Genomic DNA, 24,301 nt, shown 5'->3' on the forward strand with positions numbered 1-24,301 from the left:
CAGTGTTTAATAATGCATCACTTTGATAATGCAAAGGAAATGAAGATGACTTCTAAGCCGGATACTAAGAATCAGGTTACCAAGCGGGAAATTTTTGGCTGGGCCATGTATGACTTTGCCAATTCCAGCTATACCACAGTGGTCATCACCTATATTTACAGCGCTTTTTTTGTCAGCCAGATAGTACCGGCGGACTCAGGCCTGCGTGACAGTTACTGGGCTATTGCCATCGTGATCTCGACCCTGCTCTCGGTTATTCTCGCCCCTGTGCTTGGGGCAATGGCAGACTTAAGCGGACGGAAAAAGAAATACTTAACCGTGCTAACCTTTACCAGTGTGGTATTTACCGCCGCCTTGTTTTTTGTCGACCCAGGTCAGGTGTGGTTAGGCATAGGGCTGCTGATCTTTAGTAATACCGCCTGGATGTTATCGGAAAACTTTATCGCCAGTTTTTTGCCGGAAATTACCACGCCGGAAAATATCGGTAAAATTTCCGGGATCGGCTGGGGCATAGGCTATATCGGCGGCCTGCTTTCTTTGGTGTTAATGATAGGCCTGATCACCGCCAGTAGTGATGAAACACCTGAGCTCTATATCAGTCAAAACCAGCTCGCCATGGTTGTGGTGGCAGTCTTTTATCTGTTGGCCGCCCTGCCCACCTATGTGCTGTTAAAAGAGCGGGCTGTGGTCAAGGAGCAATACCGGGATGCCGGTATTGCTTTGGTGTTTAAAACCAGTGCTCAAAGAGTTGGCGATATGATGGCGCTGATCCGGGAATACCCTGTGCTGTTTCGCTTCTTCATTCCTTTTACCGTTTATTCGGCGGGCATCGCGGTGATCGTTAAATTCTTCGGCATTTATGCCAGTGAAGAGCTCAATATCAGCGGCACTTTTTTGATCATCACCGGGGCGATACTGCAGCTTGCTTCTATGATAGGGGCGATCACCTTTGGCGTGATCCAGGATAAAAAAGGCGCTTCCTTCACCCTGAAAGCCTCACTGATATGGTGGCTGCTGGGGATCTCCGGGGTGTACTTTCTCGAATATGTCGCCGCTTTTTTTGCCATGGACATCAAGCATATGTTTATTGTTATTGCCTTTATTGCCGGCTCGGCACTGGGAGCCACCCAAAGTGCCAGCCGGGCGGTTGTCGGGCTGATAACCAAAAAAGAAGATGCCTCGTTAAGTTACGGCCTGTGGGGAGTATTCGGTAAATTTGCCATCGTACTTGGCATGATCTTTGGCCCTATTTCCGATGCCGTGGGACGGCATAATGCCCTCCTGGTGGTGATGGTGTATTTTATCGTCGGTTATCTGTTATTACGTTTGGTCCCCTTTAACACCTTAGCCAACCAGGCAGAATAATTGTTAAGCCGAAATATCTTCTATCCGTTGCCAACCTTTAATCAGTCATAGGTCTGATCCGGGGAATTATCGGGCGAAAACAGCAGGAAAAGCGGCTTTCGCCATCGATTGACAAAAGATCTACTAATAACTTCATACTTAGCAACAAAGTTAACAAAATGTTACTTGATCATTTTTTATTCTGTGCTAGCATGCTCTGGCAATAAGTTGTTATGACCATGGATGGGAACAACACTTTTATACTTTCCTTTGTTATCTATATGATAATCCATGCCTTTTAACTGTTGCAGGGAGTGCAGGTGAAAGGTGCATGTCGCTGTTGGCCAAGAAAGATCATCAAGCCTTGCCTGGAAATCGTGACGTTAAACGGTTGTTAACCATAAAACTGTCACAATCACCCGTTAACTTAGTTTATCAGGCGAAGCATATGCGCATGCGTGCCTCATGCCATCGATAACATACGCCGGCATTTATGCCATACCTTTAGTACTAAACACGGAGAGTTTACATGTTGAAAAAAAATCCGTTCCGGCAATGGCTGCCACAAGCTACTGCCACCCTGGCCATTACCTTAGGCTTAACGCTTAGCAGCAACCTCTGGGCAACGGCCGTTGATAATAGCCAGGCTCCATCTGCTGCCAAGCAAACAAGTGATAAGGCGTTAACACCGGGCAAGGCAACGGCAAGCTCAGCGTCGCTGGCGGCATTAACACAAAATAATGCCACTTACAGCTACGACGAGCTTGGTCGTCTGTCCCAGATCACCGTCAACGGTAAGCTGGTGACCGAATACCAGTATGACGCCGTGGGCAACCGTACCCAAAAACAGCACCACCAATAATGGTTAATTCGTCCGGCATGGCTTAACAGTCAGTGCATGATGACGTCACAGTAACTCATATTTAAACGTACGACATTTCTTCTTTCACGGATTAAACCGTCGTTGCTTTCGTTGCGGTCCAATATCGACACTGTCACTCGGGCAAGCCGAGTGGAGTCAAGGTGCCAGCGCTGAACACTGCAAACATGCCGAGTTTTTACTTCGCAACTCATGGAATTGATCTCATGCGAATACTCAGTACAATGAAAGAAAGGTATTTTATCAGTAAAAATACCGCTACAAGCAAGCAAACCCGGTTTCACAACCATCTGTTTATCTTAGGCCTGATGCTGTTAGCTGTTATTAATACAGCAACGGCTTTTGCCAAAAAGCCGGAAAACCCCGGCCAGCCTCAAATCACGCCGGCTGTTGATATCCTGCCGAAATGGCAAAGTGTCGAGATCCCGGACACCTTGAATCAGGATGTGTCCAAGCTTGAACCTTTTTACGCAGGCTTTGGCGATGAACTTATGTCACAGCAGCTGCTTTCTGCCCAAAGCATACAAGTGGCCGGCGACAGCCCTCAGCAGATCAAGGATCTGGCACAAAGCTTAAAACACGATCCCAGGCTGATTTTTCAGTATGTCTACGATCAAATTGCCCACGAACCCACTTACGGGGCGTTAAAAGGCAGTTTAGGCACTGTGATTGATAAAAGCGGTAACAGCTTTGATCAGTCGGCATTGCTCGCGGAATTGCTGAACCTCGCGGGTTATAGCGCCAAAGTGCTTAAGGTGCAGGTAGACAAGCCGGATGCGGAAATTTTTAACTGGCTGCAGGTTGATGCCGGCCGCGCCAATGCTTTCAACGACATGGTGCAGCTGTTGTCTATGGCCAACGGTTTAAACCAGCTGGCCCGGGTCGGTACTAAGATTCGCTTTACCCATGCGCTGGTGGAAGTGACCATTGACGGTCAGCTATACCGGTTAGATCCCAGCTTTAAAGCCAACGAACATTTGCCCGCTACCCTGGATATCGCCTCGGCCATGGCGTTTAACAAGTCCTCTTTCTTAAATACCGTAGCCCCTTCGGGCAACGTTCAGCCAGCGGCTTTGGCCCAGCAACTGACTGCCATGACCCAAAACCTGCAGACAACGCTGCAGACGAATTATGCCGATAAATCCAGCGATGAAACCCTGGGGGGCTGGCAAGTCATTCCGTTTGAAGATACCACCCTGCCCAATACTGCTATTGCCAGCAGCCAAGCATCCTGGACTGAGATCCCCGACAGTCATGCCGTCACCTTACAAGTGCAATACGCCGGTATTAACGTTACCCTGCAAAGCCGGGATATTTACGGCAAACGCCTGCATATCCTTTATGACAGCAGCGTACGCCCTTTGCTGTACCTGGACGATACCTTACTGGCCACCGGCAGTGCCCAAAGCAAAGGCGCCAGCGGCAACATCAACTTTACCGTCAACCAGGCCTATAACTCGGGCTTTGGCGATCAGAGCTGGCAGCAGCAAATTGCCGCAGGCGGCGCCTATAACATCATCAATATCTGGGGGAATGTCGGCGGCGATATGATCCGCCATTATCAGCAGCAATTAACCGAATTTCAGTTCCAGGGGGCAGATGCAGAAGAGATCAGTATCTCAACCCTGGCGGTGATGGGCATGAGCTGGCTTTACGATACCAACATCAGCAAACGCCTCAATAACCGCATTTTAACCCATATCACCACAGCGCTGCATAATGTCGGTATTACCGGTACCCGCGATATTACCGGCGCCACCGGAGGTCCCTACATAGATGTCGGCGGCGGCTATGTTGCCCAAAGCGGCAATGCCGCCAACTTTGTTTCCTCCGGTATGCTCAGCAGTGCTTTTGAGCACGGGGTTTTACAACATACCCAGGATCTTGACGGCGTTTCCACCGCGCGTTTGATGACCATGGCGGCAGAAAGCGGCCAGCCCTTTTACCAGGCCAACAGCAGCAACTGGTCATCGGTTCAAGGCCAGTTAGTGGCCTACAGCAGCGGCCAGCTTAACCTGATGCAGCAGTACATCAATGCCGGCTATACCCTGGTAGCGCCGCAGCGCGGCGATCTCACTTTAGATAACTGGCGCGGTTCCGGTTATTTCACCTTTATTCAGAACGGCAACAGCATGAGCGCCGGTTACCTGATCAGCGGCGGCCTCAACGGCGGCTTTTCCAGTACCCCGGCGCCGGTTGATGACTCCTTTGCCGGCAGTGTTTTTCAGGCCCTGGACAATACCTGGGAGGCGGTAAAAAGCTACGACCCCATCAATATGAACACCGGTGATTTCCTGTTTTACGGCGATGATCTGAGCACAGGCTCAGGCATAGGCGAGTTAAGTTTCAGCCGCAGCTATAACTCATCTCACCACAGGCAAGATAAAGGTTTGGGTTTGGGCTGGCGTCACAATCACGATATTTCCGTGCGTGCAGACACCGATATCAACCGCGCCTTCGGCCAGCGTTCATCCATAGATGCCGCCCCGGCTATCGTGGCGCAATATGTTGCCCGGCAGTTTCTTGATGATATGACCACCAATATGGACACCAGTATCGTCGGCGCTGCTGTGACCTATAACTGGTTGATGGACGAGCTGGATCACAATGTGGTGTATTTCAACCGCCCGGATGCCGGTCAGCAATTTATCAAAATGGCAGACGGCAGTTATCAGCCGCCGCAGGGACAGGCCGATACGTTAATCAAGCACGGCAATGGTTTATTCCAGGTAACTGACAAACATGGCTTGAACTATCACTTTAACGGCAACGGGCAAATCAGCCAGATCAGCGACCGTAACCAAAATCAGGTTAATTACCAGTACAGCGGCGATGCCTTAAGCCAAATCAGCAACTCTTTCGGCCGTTATCTTAACCTGGGTTACAGCGGCAACCACCTGACCAGTGTCAGCAATGATGCCGGCCACCAGGCCAGTTTCGGCTATCAGGGACAACAACTGAGCAGTGCCGTAAACCCGCTGGGGAAAACCACCACTTATCATTACGACGGCCTGGACCGCCTCAATAAGGTGTTCACCCCCCAGTACCCGAATGATGCCGCGGTTTATAATATTTACAACAGCTTAGGCAAAGTCACCGAGCAGACCTCCAACATCGGCGGCCTGCACTATTATTACCTGGTACCGGGATACCGGGCGGAAGAAGTGGGACCGCTCGGCTACGGCTATAGCCTGTATTTTAACAGCGGCGGCCATCCCAGCAGGCGCATTGATGGCCTGGGCCATATTACCCGATTTGAATATGACGGCCTTAACCGCCGCACCCAGGTGTTATATCCCGAAGGCAACAAGGATGTGATCGCCTATGATGACAGATCCAACCCAGTTACCCTGACCCGCCAGGCCAAGCCCGGCAGTGGTCTGGCAGATCTGGTGGCTACCACAGGCTTTAGCCAGGACTTTAATTTACCCCTTTGGAAGCAAGATCCCGCAGGCAACCGGGTCGATTTTACGTATGACACCAATGGCAACCTGCTCAGCACAAGTTTGCCCGCGGTTGAATTAAACGGCCAGAATGTTCGCCTGACAGACAGCAGCCAGTACCTGAGCAATGGCCTGGTAAGCCGTAAAACCAACGCACAAGGCATGCATACCGACTTTGCTTATGATGCCAAGGGACAACTGTTGACCCAGACTTTGGACAGCAGCGGTAAAAGCTTGAGCACCCGCTTTACCTATAACAATGTTGGCGACATTATCAGCCGTACCAATGCCGCAGGCCAGCTCAGCCAATACAGCTATGACAATGCCCGCAGGCTGATCAGCGAAACCGGTCCTTTGGGCATACGCACGGATTATGTCTATGACGACAATAACCGCCTGATACAAAGCCGGAAAAAAAGTGATAACAGTCTGTTGCATCCCGACGGCTGGGCAATATCAAACTTCACTTATACCCGTGACGATCAGTTGCTGAGCAGCATTGAGCCGTCCGGAGATACTGCCGCTAACAGTTATGATATTCAGGGTAACCTGATCCAGAGCGCCGATGCCGACAACCGCCTGACTCGCTTCAGTTATGACGCCTTAGGCCGGGTAAGTAAGGAAGAGAAGTGGCTGGACAACAGCTGGGTGCTGCAAAGCAGTTACGGTTATAGTATCAATGGTCAAAATATCTGGGTAAAAGACGGCAACAATAATCAAACCAATTATCAATATGATGGTTTTGATCGCCTGGTCTCAACCCTTTACCCGGATAGCAGCAGCACCAGTACCCTGTTTGCAAGCAATGGTATCGTCAGCAGCACCACAGATCGCAAAGGGGTAACCAGCAGCTATCAATATGACGCGCTAAATCGCTTGACCGAAATGCAGGTAGGACAGGAGCAGCGTCTTGCCTATGCATATAATGCCCTGGGCTTACAGACACAGGTTGATCAGTTTATACCTGCCGCCAGCAGTCAGGCACAGCGTTTGACCCTGACTTATGACAGCCTGGGTCAGTTAACGAGTGCCACCAATGCCAATAACCAGCAACTAAGCTATAGCTATAACAACCTGGGCCATAAATTATCGGTCACCTATCCCGATAATCAGCAGGTTGTTTATGATTATGATGGCGCCGCCCGCTTGACCAAAGTCGCTTACGCCAATACTGATCTTGCCACGTTTAGCTATAACAGCTTATCGCAGCGCACCGCTTCAGTACGGGGTAATGGCACGCAAACCAGTTACCAATATAATGTTGATGGCGAGCTAAGCGCATTGTCACATCAGCTTGGCAGCCAGCAGCTGGCATACAATTACAGTTATAACCGCAGCGGCCAAATCACAGGCAAGAGTTATCTTGGCCTCGCCACCCCCTGGGTGCCCGGTATCAACCAGCAAACCAACTACACCAGCAATAGCCTCAATCAGTATCAACAGGCTGGCAGTGATGCGTTAAGTTTTGATGGCAACGGCAATCTCAGTCAGCGCGGACAAAGTTACAGCTACAGCCATAACGGTCTTAACCAGCTAACCGGTGTTCAACCTATAGGCATGGCAGGGTCTGTCAGTTACCGTTATGATGCCCTGGGCCGCCGCATCAGCAAAGACAGTTATGGCCAAATCACGCAATATTTGCATGACGGCGATAATATTATTGCCGAGTATGATGCCCAGCTGAACCTGCAGCATAAGATCATTTATGCCCCGGGAACCGACCAGCCGATAGCATTTATCCAGGGTAATAACACTTATTATTACCACGAAGATGAACGCGGTTCGGTTGTTGGCTTAAGCGACAATACCGGGCAGCTGGCTGAACAATACAGTTACGGTCCTTTTGGTGAAAGCAGTGATATCAGCGCTATAGGTAATCCGCTACGTTATACTGCCCGCCGGTTAGACAGCGATGCTAACCTGTATTTTTACCGGGCGCGCTATTATGACCCCGAACAGGGCCGCTTTATTCAATCAGATCCTCTAGGTTATGCCGATGGGATGAATAGCTATGCTTATGTCGGCAATGACCCGCTCAATTATGTCGATCCCCAGGGCTTGTATGCCCAAGGGTCGCTGGATGTTTTAGGGGGCGCAGCCGATGAATTCACCTTTGGGCTCACTTCCGGTATCACAGATTACCTGGGCGTTGACAAAACCTCAGTTGAATATAGTATTGGTGGCGTAGCTGCCCAGATTAACCCTAAAGGATTAATTGTTGCCGCAGGTAAGGGACTTGGTAAAGCGGCCGTCAAAAATACCACTAAGAGCGTTAATGGTAATTCCAAGCTAAGCACAAAAGCCCAGCATGGCTACGAAATTGTTGATACCTTTACCGGAAAAGTCGCCAAAACAGGTGTCAGTGGCGGTAAGTTAAATAAAAACGGCAGTTCACGCCGCGCTAATGCCCAGGCGAACAAATGGAACAAAGAGCCCGGCAATGCAGGCAGGTATCAGCCCAATGTTGTAAAACATGTACCGGCAGGGGCCGGTGCCCGGCAGACAATTCTTAAGTGGGAACAAAAGAATGCTGCGCGGTTAAGGAAAGAATTGGATCCCACAAGGCATTCCAGACCATGATTTTAAAAGAACTTTATTTGTATCCGGACTTAGTCGAATACTCTGACAATGTGACAGACCCGTTTAGGGATCAATCCCGGAGTATTTGTAACTTTTTGGAGCGGGAATTAAAACCGGTGAAATTTAAAACCAGTGGTTTTAAACGGATCTGTTTTATCGGAAAATCTGTTGCCGGCAACAAGTGTTGGGTAAATTCTTCAAACGTCCTCACTGTTGAGGTTGAGTTTGACGAAAAGCAATACCTGGCACTGGCTAAAGAAGAGCTGAATCCCTATTTCATAACACTGCTGAAAGCGGGGTTAGCGAAATGCCGGGAACAGTTTGAAATACCGTTAGAACACTTAATTTCCAGCCTTGAAAGCTTCAGCGCCGGTGGTTATGTCAATAAGTGGTGCTTTAAAACAAAGCAAATAAAAGAGCTTGGGATAAAGTGTGCTTTAAATGGCCAGTTAACCACGGATAATTTCTTGCTGACGCTTGTTGTATCAAAAAGCAAAGAAGTTATCTATGACAAGGAAATTTTAAAAACCGTCCCGGATGAAATTGTCTTTGCCCCTATGGTCAAAGATATTTGTTTAGAGGGCGATAAGTTGACTGTCTCGGATAAATTCGGTGATCCAACCTTTCAGTTAGCCGTTAACGAGCTAAAGGTCTAGTGTACGGATTTAAAGCAAATAAAGCATAAGAGATGCAGGGCGTCAGCTGAGCGGCCTGAAATGCATCTCCTGTTAAAGCCCCGTTGCTAACGGGGCTTTTTAATGAAACAGAGTATGCGACCCCCCCTATTTTTTTGATGAATCAAGCGTGCGGCTTAATTACCCTGAAAACCTGTCGGCAATAAATACCTGTTCCTGAAAAATCTGAATTAGTTAAACGAATAAACAACTTAGCCGATAATCTGGCACTTTGTAGCTGTGCAGGGCATACTAAGTAATTATTTGATGACTTGGAAACCGGACAATGAAAAAATCTCTTATTGCCTGTATGTTGCTCGCTTGTCAATCAGCGGCAGCGATCACACTTGATCAATTATCCGTTCCCTCCGGTTTCAAGATCAGCTTCTTTGCCGAAGATGTCGGCAGTGCCAGGCAAATGGCTTTGTCGGACTCAGGAGTGGTTTATGCCGGTTCAATGAATGCCGGCAAGGTGTATGCCCTTAAAGATACCGATAACGACGGTAAAGCCGATAAGCGCTGGTTAATCGCCAAGGGACTGAAACGTCCCTCGGGCATCGCCTTTAAAGACGGCGATTTATATGTGGCGGATATTGAACGTATCTTAAGGTTCGGCAATATAGACGCCAACCTGGAAAAGCCAAAATCCGAAGTGTTTTTCTCCGATCTGCCCGACGACAGGCATCACGGCTGGAAATTCCTGCGCTTTGCCCCCAACGGCGACCTGATTATTCCTGTCGGTGCGCCTTGTAATATCTGTGAAGCGCCAACAGATAAACATTCCCGTATTTTCTCCCTGAATATGAAAACCAAAGCCCTGACGGAAATCGCCAGCGGCGTGCGTAACTCCGTCGGTTTCGATTTTCATCCGGTCAGCGGCGAGTTATGGTTCAGTGAAAACGGCGGCGATATGATGGGGGATGATGTTCCGCCGGATGAAATTAACCGCCTGGTGAAACCCGGCTCGCACTTTGGCTACCCCTATTTTCATGCCGGCACCATAGCCGACCCTAAGTTTGGCAAAGGAAAAAAGCCTGAAGATTATGTACACCCGGTATTAAAGCTCGGTGCCCATGTAGCGCCGCTGGGGATCCACTTTTATCAGGGGAAACAATATCCTGCCTCATACAAACATCAGTTGTTTGTGGCGGAACATGGCTCCTGGAACCGCAGTAAAAAATCCGGTTATAAGGTCGGCGTGGTGACCTTAGAAGGTTCAAAAGTGATCAAATACGAACCTTTTGTCACCGGCTTTATGAAAAATGAACAAACCTTTGGCCGTCCGGCGGCGATCACTGAGCTTGATGATGGCAGCTTGCTGATTTCCGATGATTATGCCGATGCCATTTATCGGGTAACTTATGGCAATTAAGCTGTTTTGAGCGTGCATTTGAAGTTTTTACGCCGTGGTTATACGCTGTTTTCTTTGCTCTTGCCTGCGACTGTTTTGCCGATATCTGCCGGGGAAAATGATGCCCGATCACCCGAAAATATCGCCGTTGTCGCAGATCCCCTTGAAGTTATCACCATAAGCGCCAGTCGCCAGGCGACTGCCCTTAAAAATACCGGCATGAGCCTGAGCGTACTCGGGGAAAATGAGTTGCAGCTGGCGGGGCACCAGCATATCCAGCAGAGCTTGGCTGCTATTCCCGGCACCTGGATCAGCCGGGGCAATGGCCAGGAACACCTTACCGCCCTGCGCTCCCCGGTATTAACCGGCGCCGGGGCCTGCGGCGCATTTTTTATGGCAGAAGACGGCATCAGCTTACGTGCCCCCGGGTTTTGCAATGTCAATCAGCTGTTTGATGCCAACACCGAGCAGGCAGGACAGATCGAAGTGATCCGGGGACCGGGCAGCGTGCTTTACGGCGCCAATGCCGTGCACGGTATGATCAACATCATCAGTCCGGATTTGTTTGCTGATCCAATGGATTATATCAGCCAGGAAGTCGGCCCCGATGACTATTACCGCAGCAATTTCAGGGTTTCTGGCGTAGGACAAAACCATGCCGTTGGCATCTACGGCAATCTTAGCCATGACGGCGGATACCAGGCGCAAAGCGGTTTTGAACAGCAAAAAGCCAATCTGCTGCACCAGTATCAAGTCGATAATTTTTCTGCCAAAACCATGCTCAGTGCCAGCCATATCAACCAGCAAACGGCAGGTTTTATCCGCGGGCAAGATGCCTACAAAGATGACACGTTAAGACGCAGCAACCCCAACCCGGAAGCCTTTCGCGACAGCCAGTCCGTGCGCCTGTACAGCCGCTTGCACTGGACCTTAGACAGCGGCTCTCAACTAAAGGTTACGCCGTATCTCAGGTATACCCGGATGAAGTTTTTGCAGCATTACCTGCCGTGGCAACCTTTAGAAAAAAATAACCATCAAAGCCTGGGGGTGAAAACCCTTTACTCCCGTCATGGTGAAAATTTCAGCTGGCATAGCGGCCTGGATACGGAAGTTACCCGGGGGGATTTAAGCGAAATCCAGTCCGATGACTTTTCGCCAACCATCCCAAGTGGCAGCCACTATGATTATCAGGTAAAAAGCACCAGTGTTTCCCCCTTTATGGATCTTAACTGGCTGGTATTCCCGGAGCTGACGGTGAATGCCGGTGTGCGTTATGATCATATCCGCTATGACTATGATAACCTGCTAAGCGACGGCTCAGCCTGTGCTGCATCTGTGGTCAATTGCCGCTTTATGCGCCCGTCAGATCAAGTTCGCAGTTTCGGCCACTGGTCGCCGCGCCTGGGCCTGGTTTACCGGGCAAAGAAACAGCTGACCTTATACGGCGAACTGAGTCAGGGCTTTCGGGCCCCGCATACCAGTGAGCTGTTTCGTTTGCAGGCGGGCCAGCAAAGTGCCGATCTGGATACGGAAAAATTAAACAGTGGCCAGTTTGGCATCCGGGGAGGGATTAAAAAGCTCAGTTATGATCTTAGCCTGTACCAGATGGAGAAAAGCCGGTTTATCTTCCTCGATACCAACCGCCAGTATGTCGGCAGCGGTAAAACCCGGCACCGGGGGCTTGAGCTTTCACTGACTTATCCCTTTAATAAACAATGGCGTTTATCGGCGACCGGTACAATTGCCAGGCACAAATATGCCAGGGATCTTACGCTGAGCAACAGCAGCATTAAGGATAACGAGATAGATACCGCGCCGAAACATATGGCCAATGCCAAGCTAAACTGGACCCCAACCGGCGCTATAAACTGGCAGCTGGAATGGTTGCATTTGGGGGAGTATTACCTTAACCCGGAAAATACCGCTACCTACCCCGGTCATGATTTATTCCATTTGCGCGGACAAATGCGCCTGAGCGAAAAATTCGAACTTTCGCTGCGCTTACTCAACCTGTTAAACAAGGATTATGCCGAACGGGCGGATTATGCCTTTGGTTCATACCGCTATTTTGTCGGTCATCCCCGCTCGCTTTATTTAACGCTGCGCTACCAATTGGATTAATTCCAGGCTGCCGGCTTGATATTCTTCCTATACTTACCGGCAACGGCCTGGTTGGAGCAATATCATGTTCAAGGCGATCTTCTTTGATTTAAGCGGCGTGCTTTATGATGGTACTCAGGTGATACCCGGCGCAATAGCGGCGATTAACAGGGCACAACAAAGCCATTTGCAGGTAAGGTTTGTCACCAATACCTCGAGAATGACCGGCCAAAAAGTATTACTCGGACTGCAAACAATGGGCTTTGCACTTGATGCCGGGCAACTGTTTTCCGCCCCCATTGCCGCCAAGGCCCTGGCGCTTGCCAATAACTGGCGTCCCTATTGCCTGGTGCACCGCAACCTTAAGCAGGAATTTGCCGACATTGATCAGGAAAATCCCGATGCTGTCATTATTGGCGATGCCGAACGGGACTTTTGCTACGAAAAATTAGATTATGCCTTCCAGCTTTGCCGGGCGGGTGCCCCCTTAATCGGCATAGGGCGCAACCGTTATTTTAAACTCGATGGTAAGTTACACCTTGATGCCGGCCCCTTTATTACCGCCATAGAATATGCCGCTTCGGTTACCGCTATCATTATGGGCAAACCGTCGGCAGCTTTCTTCAATCAGGTCGCCGCCTCTGCCGGGGTAGAAAACAATGAGATCTTAATGGTTGGCGATGATGTCTTTGGTGATATTGAAGGGGCGCTCAAATCGGGCATGCACGCCTGCCTGGTAAGAACCGGCAAGTATCAAAGCGGCGATGAAACTTTAGTAAGCGGGAAATTCTCCTGTGTAGATTCTGTGGTACAGGCCGTTGAACTGGCACTGGGGTAATTTGTTAGTTGTCTAACAAAGAGTCTGGCAAAGACCCTTACAAACAGTCTTAAAAGGCTTATGTTATATTTACCGGAACAATGAAATAGCGTCCAATAGGGTTTTTCCCTCAATAGCCAAGGCAAAAGCAGAGATGAGTACCGATAAAGAAAAAGTCACATGGATCAGTCACCGGGGCCTGTGTCAGCAGGCCGATGAAAATACCCGGGCATCTTTTGAGGCGGCGGTACAAGCCGGTTTTCATTATTTAGAGACAGATCTGCGGGCCAGCCAGGACGGGCATATAGTACTGAGCCATGATGAAGTTTTACACCCGGATACTCCGGCAGAGATCAATGTCTCCAACAGCAGCCGTGAAGCCCTTAGCCAGGTGAAACTGAGCAAAGGCAGCCCGCTGCTTTTTTTTGATGAATTTTTTGCACAATTTCATCAACAAGGACATGTTTTAGATATAAAATCGGAAACGGCGATGCCAGTTATCGCCTTATTGCCCCGCTATAAAATCAACCTGGAAAAAACCATTTTTTTACTCTGGTCCGATGCCCATCAAAAGGCGCTGCTGAAAGCTTTTCCCGGCGCCAATTGTTTTGCCCGGGAAAATGAATGCCGCAGGGCCGGCTTTGCTATTTTATTTGGTATGCCGTTTTTCGGTGGCCTCAAGGCCGGCAAAATTTACTCTATCATTCCTTCAATTGCCGGACGTTCCCTGTTCAGGGAAAAAATTGTTAACCGTTACCATCAATACGGCGCCGGGGTATTAGCCTATCTGCCAGATACCCGGGAGCAGGCACAAATGGCCATAGAGGCCAATGTGCAATATATCTTGAGTAATGATGATTTTAACTTGATCCCAAAGAAGCTGTGAGCAGTGGTGTAAATTTAACCGCTCACATATCAGCCTTCGCTAATATTATGCCTGCCCTGGTTCTAGTGCATTTCGTTAAGCTCAAGCCCGGCAATATTATTCTCCCGCCGGTGATCTATGCTTTGGTAATAAGGATCCAGCACCACATATGCAGGCTTTTCATTTAACAGGTAACGGCGACAGCTTGCCTGCTGGTTGACTTTGAGCGAGCTTTTTAACAAGGTACGGTGATCCGGCGCCTTATGGTAAAAGCTTGCAGGTGCTTGCGTGAAGATGCCGATATCGACACTTTCAAACTCAGTGATCGCTGATTGCCCTGCCCCGCCCTCTTCTATATATCCCTGGTTTGATAAACACAGCTCAAGCTCAAAGCGTTTATCCGGCGTTTGTCTTAGCCGGGTGCTTTCAATAACCCAGTCATCAATCACCACCTGCTTGAGCCATTTATTGATAAAACCTGTGTGCTCTTTGCCGGCAAGCTTGCTCAGGGCAGCAATAAAATCCAGTGAGGTAGCCGGATTATCCGGGTAGCTATGATGTTTTATCACCTGCTGTAGCGCCCGGTTGACGGTATCGGCGCCCAGCCTTGCCTGCAAAGCGTTCATTGCCATGGTGCCCTTGGAATAGATTAAATGGTTTTCTTCCGCCCGGTACAGGGGCTTTTCTTCAAGCTGGCTTTGTCCGCGGCCGAATAAATACCTGTCATGGGCATATTGCTGCAAGGTATGTAGATACTCCTTGCCGTATTTTTGCTCCAGCAATCTTGCCTGGGTATAAACTGCCAGGGTTTCCACCAGCATCAAATTGCCTTCTTCCAGTGCGCTGTCCAGGCCGTGTCCCCACCACTGGTGGGCGGTTTCGTGTGCCGTGCGCCGGTATAAATGATCAAAGGCGTCGGCATTGTTGCGGTCAACCGAAAATGCCAGGTTTTCATCTAACAGCATCATTTGTGGCATGGCATAACCTGAGTAACCTAAGCTACTGGGAACTTCAAACAGGCGTAGCTGTTTTGCCCGGTAGCGGGAAAAATGCCGGTTGCCGTAACTTAAGGTGGCGGCCATGGCATCAAGGTGCTCCCGGGCAATCTCACGATGCGCCGGGCTGTGATAAACCTCCAGCGAAGTCCCCTCTACCTGGCGTGAAGACTTGTCCAGTTTGGCGGAAATAATCACCGAAACCTTACGGATAGGCTCTTGGGTTCGGTAATGGAAATAATTACGGTTATTTTTACTGGATTGGGACAACAACTCACCCGGCGCTACGGCAACATGCTGTGCCGAGGTGGATATCTTTGTCTCGACCCTGGCCCAGAAATAATCATCGGAAAAATCCCCTTGGTTTGCCGCTATTGCTTCTTCAAGCTGAGGCTCCCGGGGTAAGGGCGCAAGATCGTACTCTTCCCGCTCGTCGTCATCTTTAAGGGTGTAATGCTCAGTAAAGCCGAAAAAGGGCATATAGCGCAAATCGCGGAAATAGATAAAATCCGGGGTAAAGAAACTGTCGATAAGCACGCCGTTATAACCATTGTGGCTACGCTCGGCCTCAAAAGAAAAACGGATCTTATCCCCCGGCTGTAGCGGTGTCTCTAAGGTGTAAAGGTATTGACCATATTTAGCATCATGATTGGTCAGTGTTGCATTTTCCAATACCAGATTGCTGTAGCCGACATCCTTGTGGGTACTGATCAATACTTGCGAGATCACTTCCCGGGTCTGGTTCTGCAGTTGATAACTGGCGGATAAGGCAAAGCGCCTTTGCTCCGGGTATAGGGCCAGCTCGGTCGAAGTTGCAATCACTTTCGGCACAGGCAAGTCCTGATAGCGGGCATAAGCCTTTTCATAACCTGCACGCCATTTGCTGCGCGCTTCACTGGAGGCATAATGGCCGATAATATTGCTTTGATAGTAAACATAACCGGCATTTATCACCGTGGACAGGCTTGCCAGCAGCAATAAAGCCAACCCCGGTTTGCCCAGTGTTTGTTTTAATGCCTGTATCTGCTGGGAGATACGGCCAATCCCGGCTTGCTGTCTTAGTCCCTGCCCGTTGGTGCGTGTTCTCAGGGCAAAACTCAACATTGCCATCACCAGGGATAAACTCAACCACACTCTGATATAACCGTTAAAGGCATCGGAAACGGCACTAAAACCTATCAGTTCGGAATGCTGTAATTTCACGGTATTGGCAAATTTAAACAGGCCATGTTCGATGCCGACATAGTATCCCAGTGACGACTGCGACAAGACTACTACCGCTAGAGTGATCAACATGGCGATAAGTTTATTGGTGCAGAGCGTGTGCACAAACAGGCATAAGGTGGCAAGGCATAAAAACGGCAAGCCGAGATAATAAAATAACGATAAATACAGTGGTATATCCGGGGTGGAGCCATAACTTATTTCCACCAGCATCGAAATCAATATTGCCAGCGAAATAAAGGTTAACGGGATAAAGGTTAATGCCAGCCATTTTGCCAAAAAGCGCTGGCCATTACTGATCGGCGTGGCCTGGAGCAGATCTGAAATATTCAGCTGCTTGTCGCGCCATGCCATTTCTGCGCTGAAGAACACCAGGAACAGCGCGGTAAAATTGGGCAAGATGTCTGAGATAAAACGGTTAATGGCCACGGAAGTTGTCGGCAAAGGGGTTACATTTAAACTTTCCAGGTAGCGAAAACCCGAGATCACTTCACCGGCCAGCAGCACAGACCATATCAGGGTGATCAGCAAAAAAGCTTTACTGGCCAGGGTCGCCATATATTCCCGGTGGCACAAGGCCCAACATGCCGTTACCCAGGCTTGTCTTGTACTGTTGGGGGAGATACCGGTATAGCTGAGCTCCATTGTACTTTCGGCAGCTGCTTTCCCTTTTTTCCCGGTGAAAAAAGTGCGCCATGAGCGGACTTTTCCCTCCGTGCTTAACCTCAGCTGATAGCGATAAAAAATAGCAAGCATCAGGGTAAATACGCCACCAATGACCAGGGTACGATTAAGGATTAAAGCTTGAGTGAAAGAGATGTGCTGATGATTCCGCTCCGCTACCGTCCAAAATTTTACCTGTTCAAAAAAACCGGCGCCGGCCACGGGATCCAACAAGTCAAACAGCCATTTCAACGTCTCGTTTAAAATAAAAGGATTGGCCATCACCGGAGAGCCGGTTACCGATTTAAGCAGGGCATAAATAAAAAACATTATGGCCGCCACCAGGTAAACCAGCAATGAAGAGCCACTGAAAAGACCTGCGGCAAATAACACTAAACTTGACAGCAGCATTGCCGGCAAAATAAAAATCAGGCTGGAGAAAGCCAGGTTTGCCACCAGTTGTATTAAGGAAGTCTCTGGCTCCCGGTTTAGATATAACTCACCGATAATACCGGCTAAAAAGCAGCAATAGATTAAGGTCGAGGTTACTACCACTGCCAAGTAGCGCGACAGCAACAGATCCGCTTTACCGACACCCGAGGTAAACACCAGCTCTTGAGTACGGTATTGGGCATCTCGGGTGCTGGCCCGGGTAATAAAAAAAGCCTGGATAAAAGGGATCACAAAAGCTACGGTCAGCAAGGTCTTGGTTAAATAGTAAGGGCCGCTTAGCAAAACCCCTTTCTCTGCTGACAGGTTCTGGACAATAAAATAGCCAAACAAAGTCGCCAGCACACACACCACAGGGAAAAACCAGTGATACACTTGATACCGGCACTCGCTCAGGGTCAGTAAGGGTAACATGCCGCTTGGTAAGGACTTGCGGAAATCAGCAGACATTATTTTGCCTCCATCGGGGTAAATGTTGCCAAACCTTGGTTTTGCGTTTGCCCGGGAGTTTGTTGGCCGTGCTCTGCCAGCAGGGTGAAATAGGCATCTTCAAGTTCGCCCTCAACCGGGTTAAAACCGCTTTGCGGGCACGTCTCAGCCAGCACCCTGACTTCCACCTGACCGGCCACTAAACGATGGCTGATCACCCTATGTTGCGCCTGACAGGTCTTAAGTTGTTTTTTCTCTATCAGGCTATGCCATAACCGGCCGTTAAGTTTGGCGCTAAGTTCACCCGGGGCGCCGCGGGCAATGATTTGTCCCTGTGCCAGAATCGCCATATCGGGACAAAGGTTATTGATATCTTCAACAATATGGGTGGATAAGATCACCACGGTATTTTCACTGAGATCGCTCAGCAGGTTATGAAAGCGGTTGCGTTCTTCGGGATCGAGACCGGCGGTGGGTTCGTCGAGGATCAATAATTTCGGCGACCCCAGCAAGGCTTGGGCAATACCAAACCTTTGCCTCATGCCGCCGGAAAAACCACTGACGGCTTTATCCCTGACCCGGGTTAAATTGGTTAACTCCAGCAAAATGTCAATCTGGCGGCGGCGTGATTTTTTATCGCTTAACCCTTTTAGCAGGGCAAAATGCTCAAGCAGGGCAAATGCCGACATCCCTGGATAAACACCAAAGTCTTGCGGTAAATAACCGAGCATGGGCCGTAATAACTGCGGCTGCTGCAAAATATTATTACCGGCAAAATAGATTTCCCCTTTGTCCGCTGGTTGCAAGGTGGCCAGGGTCCGCATTAACGACGACTTGCCGGCACCGTTTGGCCCCAATAAACCAAACATGCCCGCCGGTATCTTTAAATCTATGCCCTTTAATGCCTGGACACCATTGGGGTAACATTTTGCCAAATCATGAATTTCTAACATAACGCTGCTCTTTCAAAAGTGTTGATAGCGGCATTTGAACAGCTTGTACGCGGGAAAAATAATGCTTAATGACCAAGCCCATAATTTTCATGACCAACAGATAAAAAAGCCCTGTCGAACTTTCATCATGAAAAAAGGCATGTTTGTCATTTTTCTGGTGACATTTTCCTTAATTGCGGTAAATTCACCCCTTATTTTCCTAAAGAATTTTTGTTGCTGTGAATGTGTTTGCTTCCCTATTCATGAAAATGTCTGCCAGAGCTAGCTCCGACAGGTTTTTATCCGATAAACAGCTTGATGCAATAGTGACCAGCTCGCTGCTGCCACTGACGATTGCGCTATTTGCTACCGCGCTTTTTCATATGCAAGAGCAGCAATTAACGGCCTGGGGGGAATATTTTTCGGCCTTGTTGCGTCTGGCCATAGAGCTGAGCCCGGTTTTTCTGTGCAAGTTTTTCAGCGTGAATAACAGCGGCATTAAAAAGCTGGCCTGGTGGCTGACAGGCTTTGTCTTGTTACCGGTGAGTGTGATACTGGTTGGCGATGCTTTTGCCGGTTTTGGCTACCACTTACTCAGCACTTACCAGACCTGGCTGATGCTGTTAGTGATAGAACTGGCCGCCCTGAGCAATTACGCCCTGGCACAAAAAAGGATAAAGGGGATCAAATTCAAGGCCAGCCTGGATAATGTTTTGTTTATTATTATCATGGCTTTAAGCCTTGCCTGGGCCCTGCTGCTGACCTCCCATCATGATCCTTTAAATAATCAGCCCATTCCGCTGGTGCTGGATGTTAAGCGTATCGTCTCCTATCCGCTTGAGTTGCTCAGCTACTGGCTGCAAACCGTGATTTTATATAGCTGCTTATATGCCATTTACCTGGTTAACCATCACCTCCTGATCAAACGTGTGCTCAGTCAATACGGTGTTTATGCCTATATCACCCTCACCGGTCTGCTGCTGTTGGTGTGTTATCCCCTGCTGGCGCAAATAGCCTTATGGTTGCCGATGAATGATATTGCCCAGCCGCTAAATGCCAGCGGCAATCAAAATCCTTTTGATTTTTGGAACATTTATATTGCCACTTTAGTGGTCGGTATCAGCCTGCCGGTGATCATGGCCTTTCAGTTGCAAAAAGATCACCGCAAACTGGCTGAGCTGCAACAGGAAAAACTACAAACAGAATTAAAATGGCTGCAACAGCAAATCAATCCGCACTTTTTATTTAATACCCTAAATAACCTCTATGCCCTGTGCCTGTCTAAATCACCAAGGGCGCCGGATGCCATTTTACAGCTGGCAAACCTGCTCAGGTTTGTGGTCTATAAAGGAAGTTGTGATCGGGTATCATTATCAGAAGAAATCACTTATTTGCATGACTATCTGGCCCTGCAACAACTCAGGGTGGAAAATAAATGTCATTTCGAAATTCAATTGCCCGATGCAGCTGAAACCGGGCCTTTAATGATCTGTCCTTTATTGCTGGTGATGTTTCTGGAAAATGCCTTTAAACATGGCATAGAACCCAGCGCAGAGCAGTCCCGGTTGCAGGTGTCATTGACAGTGCAAGGAAACCACCTGATATTTAGTTGCCGGAACACTATACCTGAAAGCAGTCAAATTCATGACCCCAGACCGGGTGTGGTGTCGGGAGAAGATGATTTTCAGGGCATAGGACTTAAAAATGTACAACGTCGCTTAGCCTTGATGTACCCTGACGCCCATCAGTTAGCCGTTTCGACACAGGCACAAGGCACAAGCAAAATCTACTCGGTTGAACTGAGTTTGGAACTTGAAGCAAAAGTTTATGATGCCAGCGGTGCGCGGGGCAAGCCGGTGATGAGCCGCCAGGTAACGGAGAACAGCTAAATGTTACGTATTTTGATAGTCGACGATGAGCCCTTGGCCCACGAAGTAGTGATCACCTACATCAATGAATGTCCGGGGTTGCAGCTGGTCGGCCAGTGTTATTCGGGCACAGAAGCCTTGGCTTTTGTAAAAGAAAACCCCGTTGATTTGATTATGCTGGACATAGAAATGCCGGTCTTAACCGGGTTTGATTTCTTGAGCCTGTTGCCGGAAAAACCCCAGGTGGTGATCACCTCGGCCTATCAGGAATATGCCCTTGAAGGTTTTAATATGGATGTGAGCGATTACCTGCTCAAACCCTTTCGCTTTGACCGCTTTAAACAGGCAATTGATAAGGTAAAACAACGTATTCATCAAGCAAAAATAAAAGAACCTGAGGTCAATGACCAGGCCGGCAATCAAAACATTTTTATTAAAGTTGACCGCAAGCAAGTGCAAATAAACCTGGCAGAGATCAGCTGCTTTGAAGCCTATGGCAATTATGTCAAAGTCTGGCGTGACCGGCAGGCGCTCTTGACCCCGAAAACCTTAACCAGCTTTGAGCAGAGTTTGCCGCCATCACAATTTGTCCGGGTGCATAAGTCGGCAATCGTAAATTATCATATGATCGATTATGTTGAAGGCGACAGCTTAAAGTTAACCGACGGGAAAATGGTTGCTATTGGCAAGCAGTATAAGGCAAACCTGGTGTTGGATTAATATCTTCTTGTGTTTTCTTTACCGGAAAATGAGGTGAACTGTTATTTGCCGCAAAACTTGGCAACCCAGAAAAAACTGGCTAAGCTGTCGGCGGTTTATTAACAGGACGGACAAGATGAGCATCAAGGAACAATTACAACGACAAGTGCAATTTTTTCATCCGGAAAAAAAATATTCGTTTCTGCGCGGTGGATTCTCCAGTGCCGCCCATGCCGCGCTTTTTGGCCTGCGCGAGCAGTTTTATAACAGTATCAAAGAAACGTTTGCTAACCGGGTTAACGAGGTTGCCGAAGTACTCTGCCAGGACAGCGACTATGTTGAAGCGATAAAAGCTATGCCCCTCATCCCCAAGGGAAAAACAAAAGCCAGGGTTGTGGTGATCGGCGACAGTTTAACCGACGACAGCCAGTCCTGGTTTGCCATCATAGCACGCTCCTTTGCCATTATCCGGCCGAGTGATAACATCCGCTTTACCAATCTTGCCGTATCGGGCGACACCACCACCCAATTGCTGGGCTCGGTGATCCCCGCCGCGCAAATGAAAGCGGATCTGTATTTGTGCTTTAGCGGCACCAATGATGCCCGTATCCAGGGAGGCAGCCGTTATAAGCCTTGCACCAGTATTGATGAAGTCGGCCGCAATCTCGCCAGCGTAATCGACTTTGGCCAGGAACATACCAAAGCCCCCTGGATTTGGCTCACCCCGGTAGGGGTTGATCCTGCCCGGGTCGCAGAGCACGAGTTTCTAAAACCCTTGATGGCCAGCTGGTGTAACGATCATATCAACCAGGTAGCAGATGTTATTAAACAGCAGGCAGAAAAGGTGATTGACTTGCGGCCGCACTTCGGCGATTTACAGGACAGTCCTTTGCTTGACGAAGATGGTCTGCACTGGAGCATAGACGGCCATCAACTGGCAGCTAAAGTGATTATTAAGCAATTGGCCACCCTTCTCGGCTGATTCATTTTATCTACAAAAACAACTCCCGGTTGTCTAAAAGTGCAATCGGGAAAGCAAAGCGCACCAATAAAGCACAAAAAGTAAGCGGCTATCGGCGGTAAAGAAGGCTAAACCTTCATTTGCAATCGTTTTCCTACCGCTGTCTGTCAACAAATTTTGCACTTTTTTCAAATGAAACATTTTGTTAACAATTGACAAGGTTTTTCCTCCTGAGTCCTTTCAGCGTCAGAATTTGAATACTCGGCGAAAATAGCGAAAATACGGCTTTTTCCAACTTGTAATCAATTTGTATTCTTGTGTTACTAAATGTAAATTTTTCCTTACTAAGAGCAGTTTTTTGTTAATAAATCGTCTCTTTATGATCAAAAACAAGACTAATTTGTTAAAAAAAGTACAGTGAAATGCTTGTTTTCTTGATTTGTCTCCAATAAAGTGGTCGGTCCAAGTGGTATGACAAGGTCGTCGGCGTTGAGTATTTAACCGGCGTTTGTTATGAAGTTTCATTCAAGGAAAGATAAGATCATGTTATTTTCTCTTAGCGATATCCAGGTAAAATTACAACAAAAAAACTGGCGCGGACAGATTAACTTTTATCCGTCAGGCCGGACCTTAACCTATGAGTCGATGACCGAGCACCAAAACTATCTGGAGCAAAATCTCCAGTTTGCTTTTGGTGATAAGATCATTGTTGTGACCACGCCAACACCAGAAACCGTCTCTACGCTGTTATGGCTGTGGCACAAAGGTGCGGTCGTGGTGCCGGTAAAACATGATATGGAAGCGGATGCGATTGCAAAAATTGCCGACGATTGCCATGCCCATGCCATGATCAAAGATCACATCATCACCGAACTTGAGCCCTCGCCGCAGCCCCAGTTGCTGTTTCGGGAAAAAAGCGCCCGTCAGGTATGCGGCACCGACCTGGCACTGTTGATTTATACTTCCGGCAGTACCGGCAAGCCCAAGGGCATCATGCTCAGCCACAGCAATGTCATCACCGCGATGAATTCTATTGCCACTTACCTGAAAATTGACGGCGACGAACATATTCTTGGCCTTTCTCCGCTCTCTTTTGATTATGGCCTTTACCAGTTACTGTTCAGCCTGGCGTTTGACTGCCAGTTCACCCTGTTTGAAGAAAATTTTCACCCGATCAAGGTGCTCAAGGCCCTCGACGAACAGCAAATTACCCTGCTGCCGGTTGTGCCTGCCATGGCCATCTCGCTGGCGAAAATTATCCGGGCATTAAAGCGCCAGTTGCCGCATTTGCGTAAGTTAACCAATACCGGCGGCCACTTGGGTGAAACCGTGATTGATGATCTGATCAGCCTGGTGCCGCAGCTGGACGTTTATGCCATGTATGGTTTAACCGAGTGCAAACGCGCCCTGTACCTGCCGCCGGAACAAACCCGCAACAAACGTGGCTCAGTCGGTATCGCCATCCCGGGTCTGGAAGCCAAGTTATTTAACAATGTCCAGTGTGAAACCGGCCCCCATTACCAGGAGGTCGCCACCGGCGAAGTCGGTGAATTATTTGTCCGCGGCGCCACTGTCATGCAGGGCTATTACGGCCAGGCCAATGCCGGGGCAAATTTGATTTCGGGTAATTACCGTGACGATAACTGGCTCGCCACCGGCGATCTCTTCTGCCAGGACCAAGACGGTTATTTCTACTTTAAGGGCCGCACCAAGGAGCTGATCAAACAAGCCGGTTTCTGTATTTACCCTACCGAAAGCGAGGCGCTGATAGAGAAATGTCATTTGGTGCATCTGGCAGCCATTATCCAGTCGGAAGACAAGTTCGGCGATGAAATTGCCTGCTTGTGTGTGCAATTACACGACAACAGTAAAGAAGATCAGGACGCGTTTAAAACCTGGCTCAAAGCCAATACCGATGCCGACTACCGCCCGCGTGAAGTGCGTTTTATCGAACAAATGCAACTGACCGCCAATTCCAAGGTCGACAAAAAGTCCCTGGTCGCCAAGTTAGAACCGGAGAAGTAAA

14 protein-coding genes are annotated in these 24,301 nt (G+C 48.8%); 12 read left to right on the plus strand and 2 right to left on the minus strand.

What is annotated here, in order from left to right; genetic code table 11:
- Positions 1 to 45: 45 nt before the first annotated feature.
- The 8 genes from QL234_RS11000 to QL234_RS11035 all read left to right on the plus strand — a co-directional run bounded on the left by QL234_RS11000 (position 46) and on the right by QL234_RS11035 (position 14,075).
- A complete protein-coding gene (locus QL234_RS11000) occupies positions 46 to 1,365 on the plus strand; it encodes an MFS transporter (RefSeq protein WP_281557884.1) in 1,320 nt (439 codons plus the stop codon).
- 508 nt (positions 1,366 to 1,873) lie between these two features.
- Entirely contained in the window at positions 1,874 to 2,206 is a 333-nt protein-coding gene (locus QL234_RS11005; RefSeq protein ID WP_281557885.1) for an RHS repeat domain-containing protein, read from the plus strand.
- 224 nt (positions 2,207 to 2,430) lie between these two features.
- Entirely contained in the window at positions 2,431 to 8,247 is a 5,817-nt protein-coding gene (locus tag QL234_RS11010; RefSeq protein WP_281557886.1) for an RHS repeat-associated core domain-containing protein, read from the plus strand.
- Positions 8,181 to 8,903, plus strand: coding sequence for a hypothetical protein (locus tag QL234_RS11015; protein ID WP_281557887.1), 723 nt, complete (start codon positions 8,181 to 8,183; stop codon positions 8,901 to 8,903). The genes QL234_RS11010 and QL234_RS11015 overlap by 67 nt, the downstream gene beginning before the upstream one ends.
- A gap of 304 nt (positions 8,904 to 9,207) precedes the next feature.
- Positions 9,208 to 10,293 carry a PQQ-dependent sugar dehydrogenase gene (locus QL234_RS11020; RefSeq protein WP_281557888.1) on the plus strand — a complete coding sequence of 362 codons (1,086 nt, stop codon included), beginning with the start codon at positions 9,208 to 9,210 and terminating at the stop codon, positions 10,291 to 10,293.
- Between the two features lie 18 nt (positions 10,294 to 10,311).
- Positions 10,312 to 12,393, plus strand: a complete 2,082-nt coding sequence (locus QL234_RS11025) for a TonB-dependent receptor (RefSeq protein WP_281557889.1) — start codon at positions 10,312 to 10,314, stop codon at positions 12,391 to 12,393.
- 64 nt (positions 12,394 to 12,457) lie between these two features.
- A complete protein-coding gene (locus QL234_RS11030) occupies positions 12,458 to 13,210 on the plus strand; it encodes a TIGR01458 family HAD-type hydrolase (RefSeq protein WP_281557890.1) in 753 nt (250 codons plus the stop codon).
- 133 nt (positions 13,211 to 13,343) lie between these two features.
- Positions 13,344 to 14,075, plus strand: a complete 732-nt coding sequence (locus QL234_RS11035) for a glycerophosphodiester phosphodiesterase (protein WP_281557891.1) — start codon at positions 13,344 to 13,346, stop codon at positions 14,073 to 14,075.
- A gap of 62 nt (positions 14,076 to 14,137) precedes the next feature.
- On the opposite strand, the gene QL234_RS11040 is transcribed toward QL234_RS11035, so the two are convergent.
- Complete coding sequence (locus QL234_RS11040) at positions 14,138 to 17,836, minus strand: M1 family aminopeptidase (protein ID WP_281557892.1); 3,699 nt, start codon at positions 17,834 to 17,836, stop codon at positions 14,138 to 14,140.
- Entirely contained in the window at positions 17,836 to 18,768 is a 933-nt protein-coding gene (locus tag QL234_RS11045) for an ABC transporter ATP-binding protein (RefSeq protein WP_281557893.1), read from the minus strand. The genes QL234_RS11040 and QL234_RS11045 overlap by 1 nt, the downstream gene beginning before the upstream one ends.
- Before the next feature lie 248 nt (positions 18,769 to 19,016).
- On the opposite strand from QL234_RS11045, the gene QL234_RS11050 reads away from it, so the two are divergent.
- The 4 genes from QL234_RS11050 to QL234_RS11065 all read left to right on the plus strand — a co-directional run bounded on the left by QL234_RS11050 (position 19,017) and on the right by QL234_RS11065 (position 24,300).
- Positions 19,017 to 20,636, plus strand: a complete 1,620-nt coding sequence (locus tag QL234_RS11050) for a histidine kinase (protein WP_281557894.1) — start codon at positions 19,017 to 19,019, stop codon at positions 20,634 to 20,636.
- The gene (locus tag QL234_RS11055) at positions 20,637 to 21,335 is read left to right on the plus strand and encodes a LytTR family DNA-binding domain-containing protein (RefSeq protein WP_281557895.1); all 699 of its coding nucleotides are present in this window, start codon (positions 20,637 to 20,639) and stop codon (positions 21,333 to 21,335) included.
- A 115-nt stretch (positions 21,336 to 21,450) separates the two neighbouring features.
- Positions 21,451 to 22,296, plus strand: a complete 846-nt coding sequence (locus QL234_RS11060) for a GDSL-type esterase/lipase family protein (RefSeq protein ID WP_281557896.1) — start codon at positions 21,451 to 21,453, stop codon at positions 22,294 to 22,296.
- Positions 22,297 to 22,818: 522 nt separating this feature from the next.
- Entirely contained in the window at positions 22,819 to 24,300 is a 1,482-nt protein-coding gene (locus QL234_RS11065) for an AMP-binding protein (protein WP_281557897.1), read from the plus strand.
- Position 24,301 lies beyond the last annotated feature (1 nt).

The organism is Thalassomonas sp. RHCl1, from assembly GCF_947387555.1.
Lineage (GTDB): Bacteria > Pseudomonadota > Gammaproteobacteria > Enterobacterales > Alteromonadaceae > Thalassomonas.

What these genes read in the sequence shown, in the direction of transcription:
- QL234_RS11000 (WP_281557884.1), top strand. Translation starts at nt 46, where the DNA reads ATGACTTCTAAGCCGGATACTAAGAATCAGGTTACCAAGCGGGAAATT.
- QL234_RS11005 (WP_281557885.1), top strand. Translation starts at nt 1,874, where the DNA reads ATGTTGAAAAAAAATCCGTTCCGGCAATGGCTGCCACAAGCTACTGCC.
- QL234_RS11010 (WP_281557886.1), top strand. Translation starts at nt 2,431, where the DNA reads ATGCGAATACTCAGTACAATGAAAGAAAGGTATTTTATCAGTAAAAAT.
- QL234_RS11020 (WP_281557888.1), top strand. Translation starts at nt 9,208, where the DNA reads ATGAAAAAATCTCTTATTGCCTGTATGTTGCTCGCTTGTCAATCAGCG.
- QL234_RS11030 (WP_281557890.1), top strand. Translation starts at nt 12,458, where the DNA reads ATGTTCAAGGCGATCTTCTTTGATTTAAGCGGCGTGCTTTATGATGGT.
- QL234_RS11035 (WP_281557891.1), top strand. Translation starts at nt 13,344, where the DNA reads ATGAGTACCGATAAAGAAAAAGTCACATGGATCAGTCACCGGGGCCTG.
- QL234_RS11040 (WP_281557892.1), bottom strand. Translation starts at nt 17,836, where the DNA reads ATGTCTGCTGATTTCCGCAAGTCCTTACCAAGCGGCATGTTACCCTTA.
- QL234_RS11045 (WP_281557893.1), bottom strand. Translation starts at nt 18,768, where the DNA reads ATGTTAGAAATTCATGATTTGGCAAAATGTTACCCCAATGGTGTCCAG.
- QL234_RS11050 (WP_281557894.1), top strand. Translation starts at nt 19,017, where the DNA reads ATGTCTGCCAGAGCTAGCTCCGACAGGTTTTTATCCGATAAACAGCTT.
- QL234_RS11055 (WP_281557895.1), top strand. Translation starts at nt 20,637, where the DNA reads ATGTTACGTATTTTGATAGTCGACGATGAGCCCTTGGCCCACGAAGTA.
- QL234_RS11060 (WP_281557896.1), top strand. Translation starts at nt 21,451, where the DNA reads ATGAGCATCAAGGAACAATTACAACGACAAGTGCAATTTTTTCATCCG.
- QL234_RS11065 (WP_281557897.1), top strand. Translation starts at nt 22,819, where the DNA reads ATGTTATTTTCTCTTAGCGATATCCAGGTAAAATTACAACAAAAAAAC.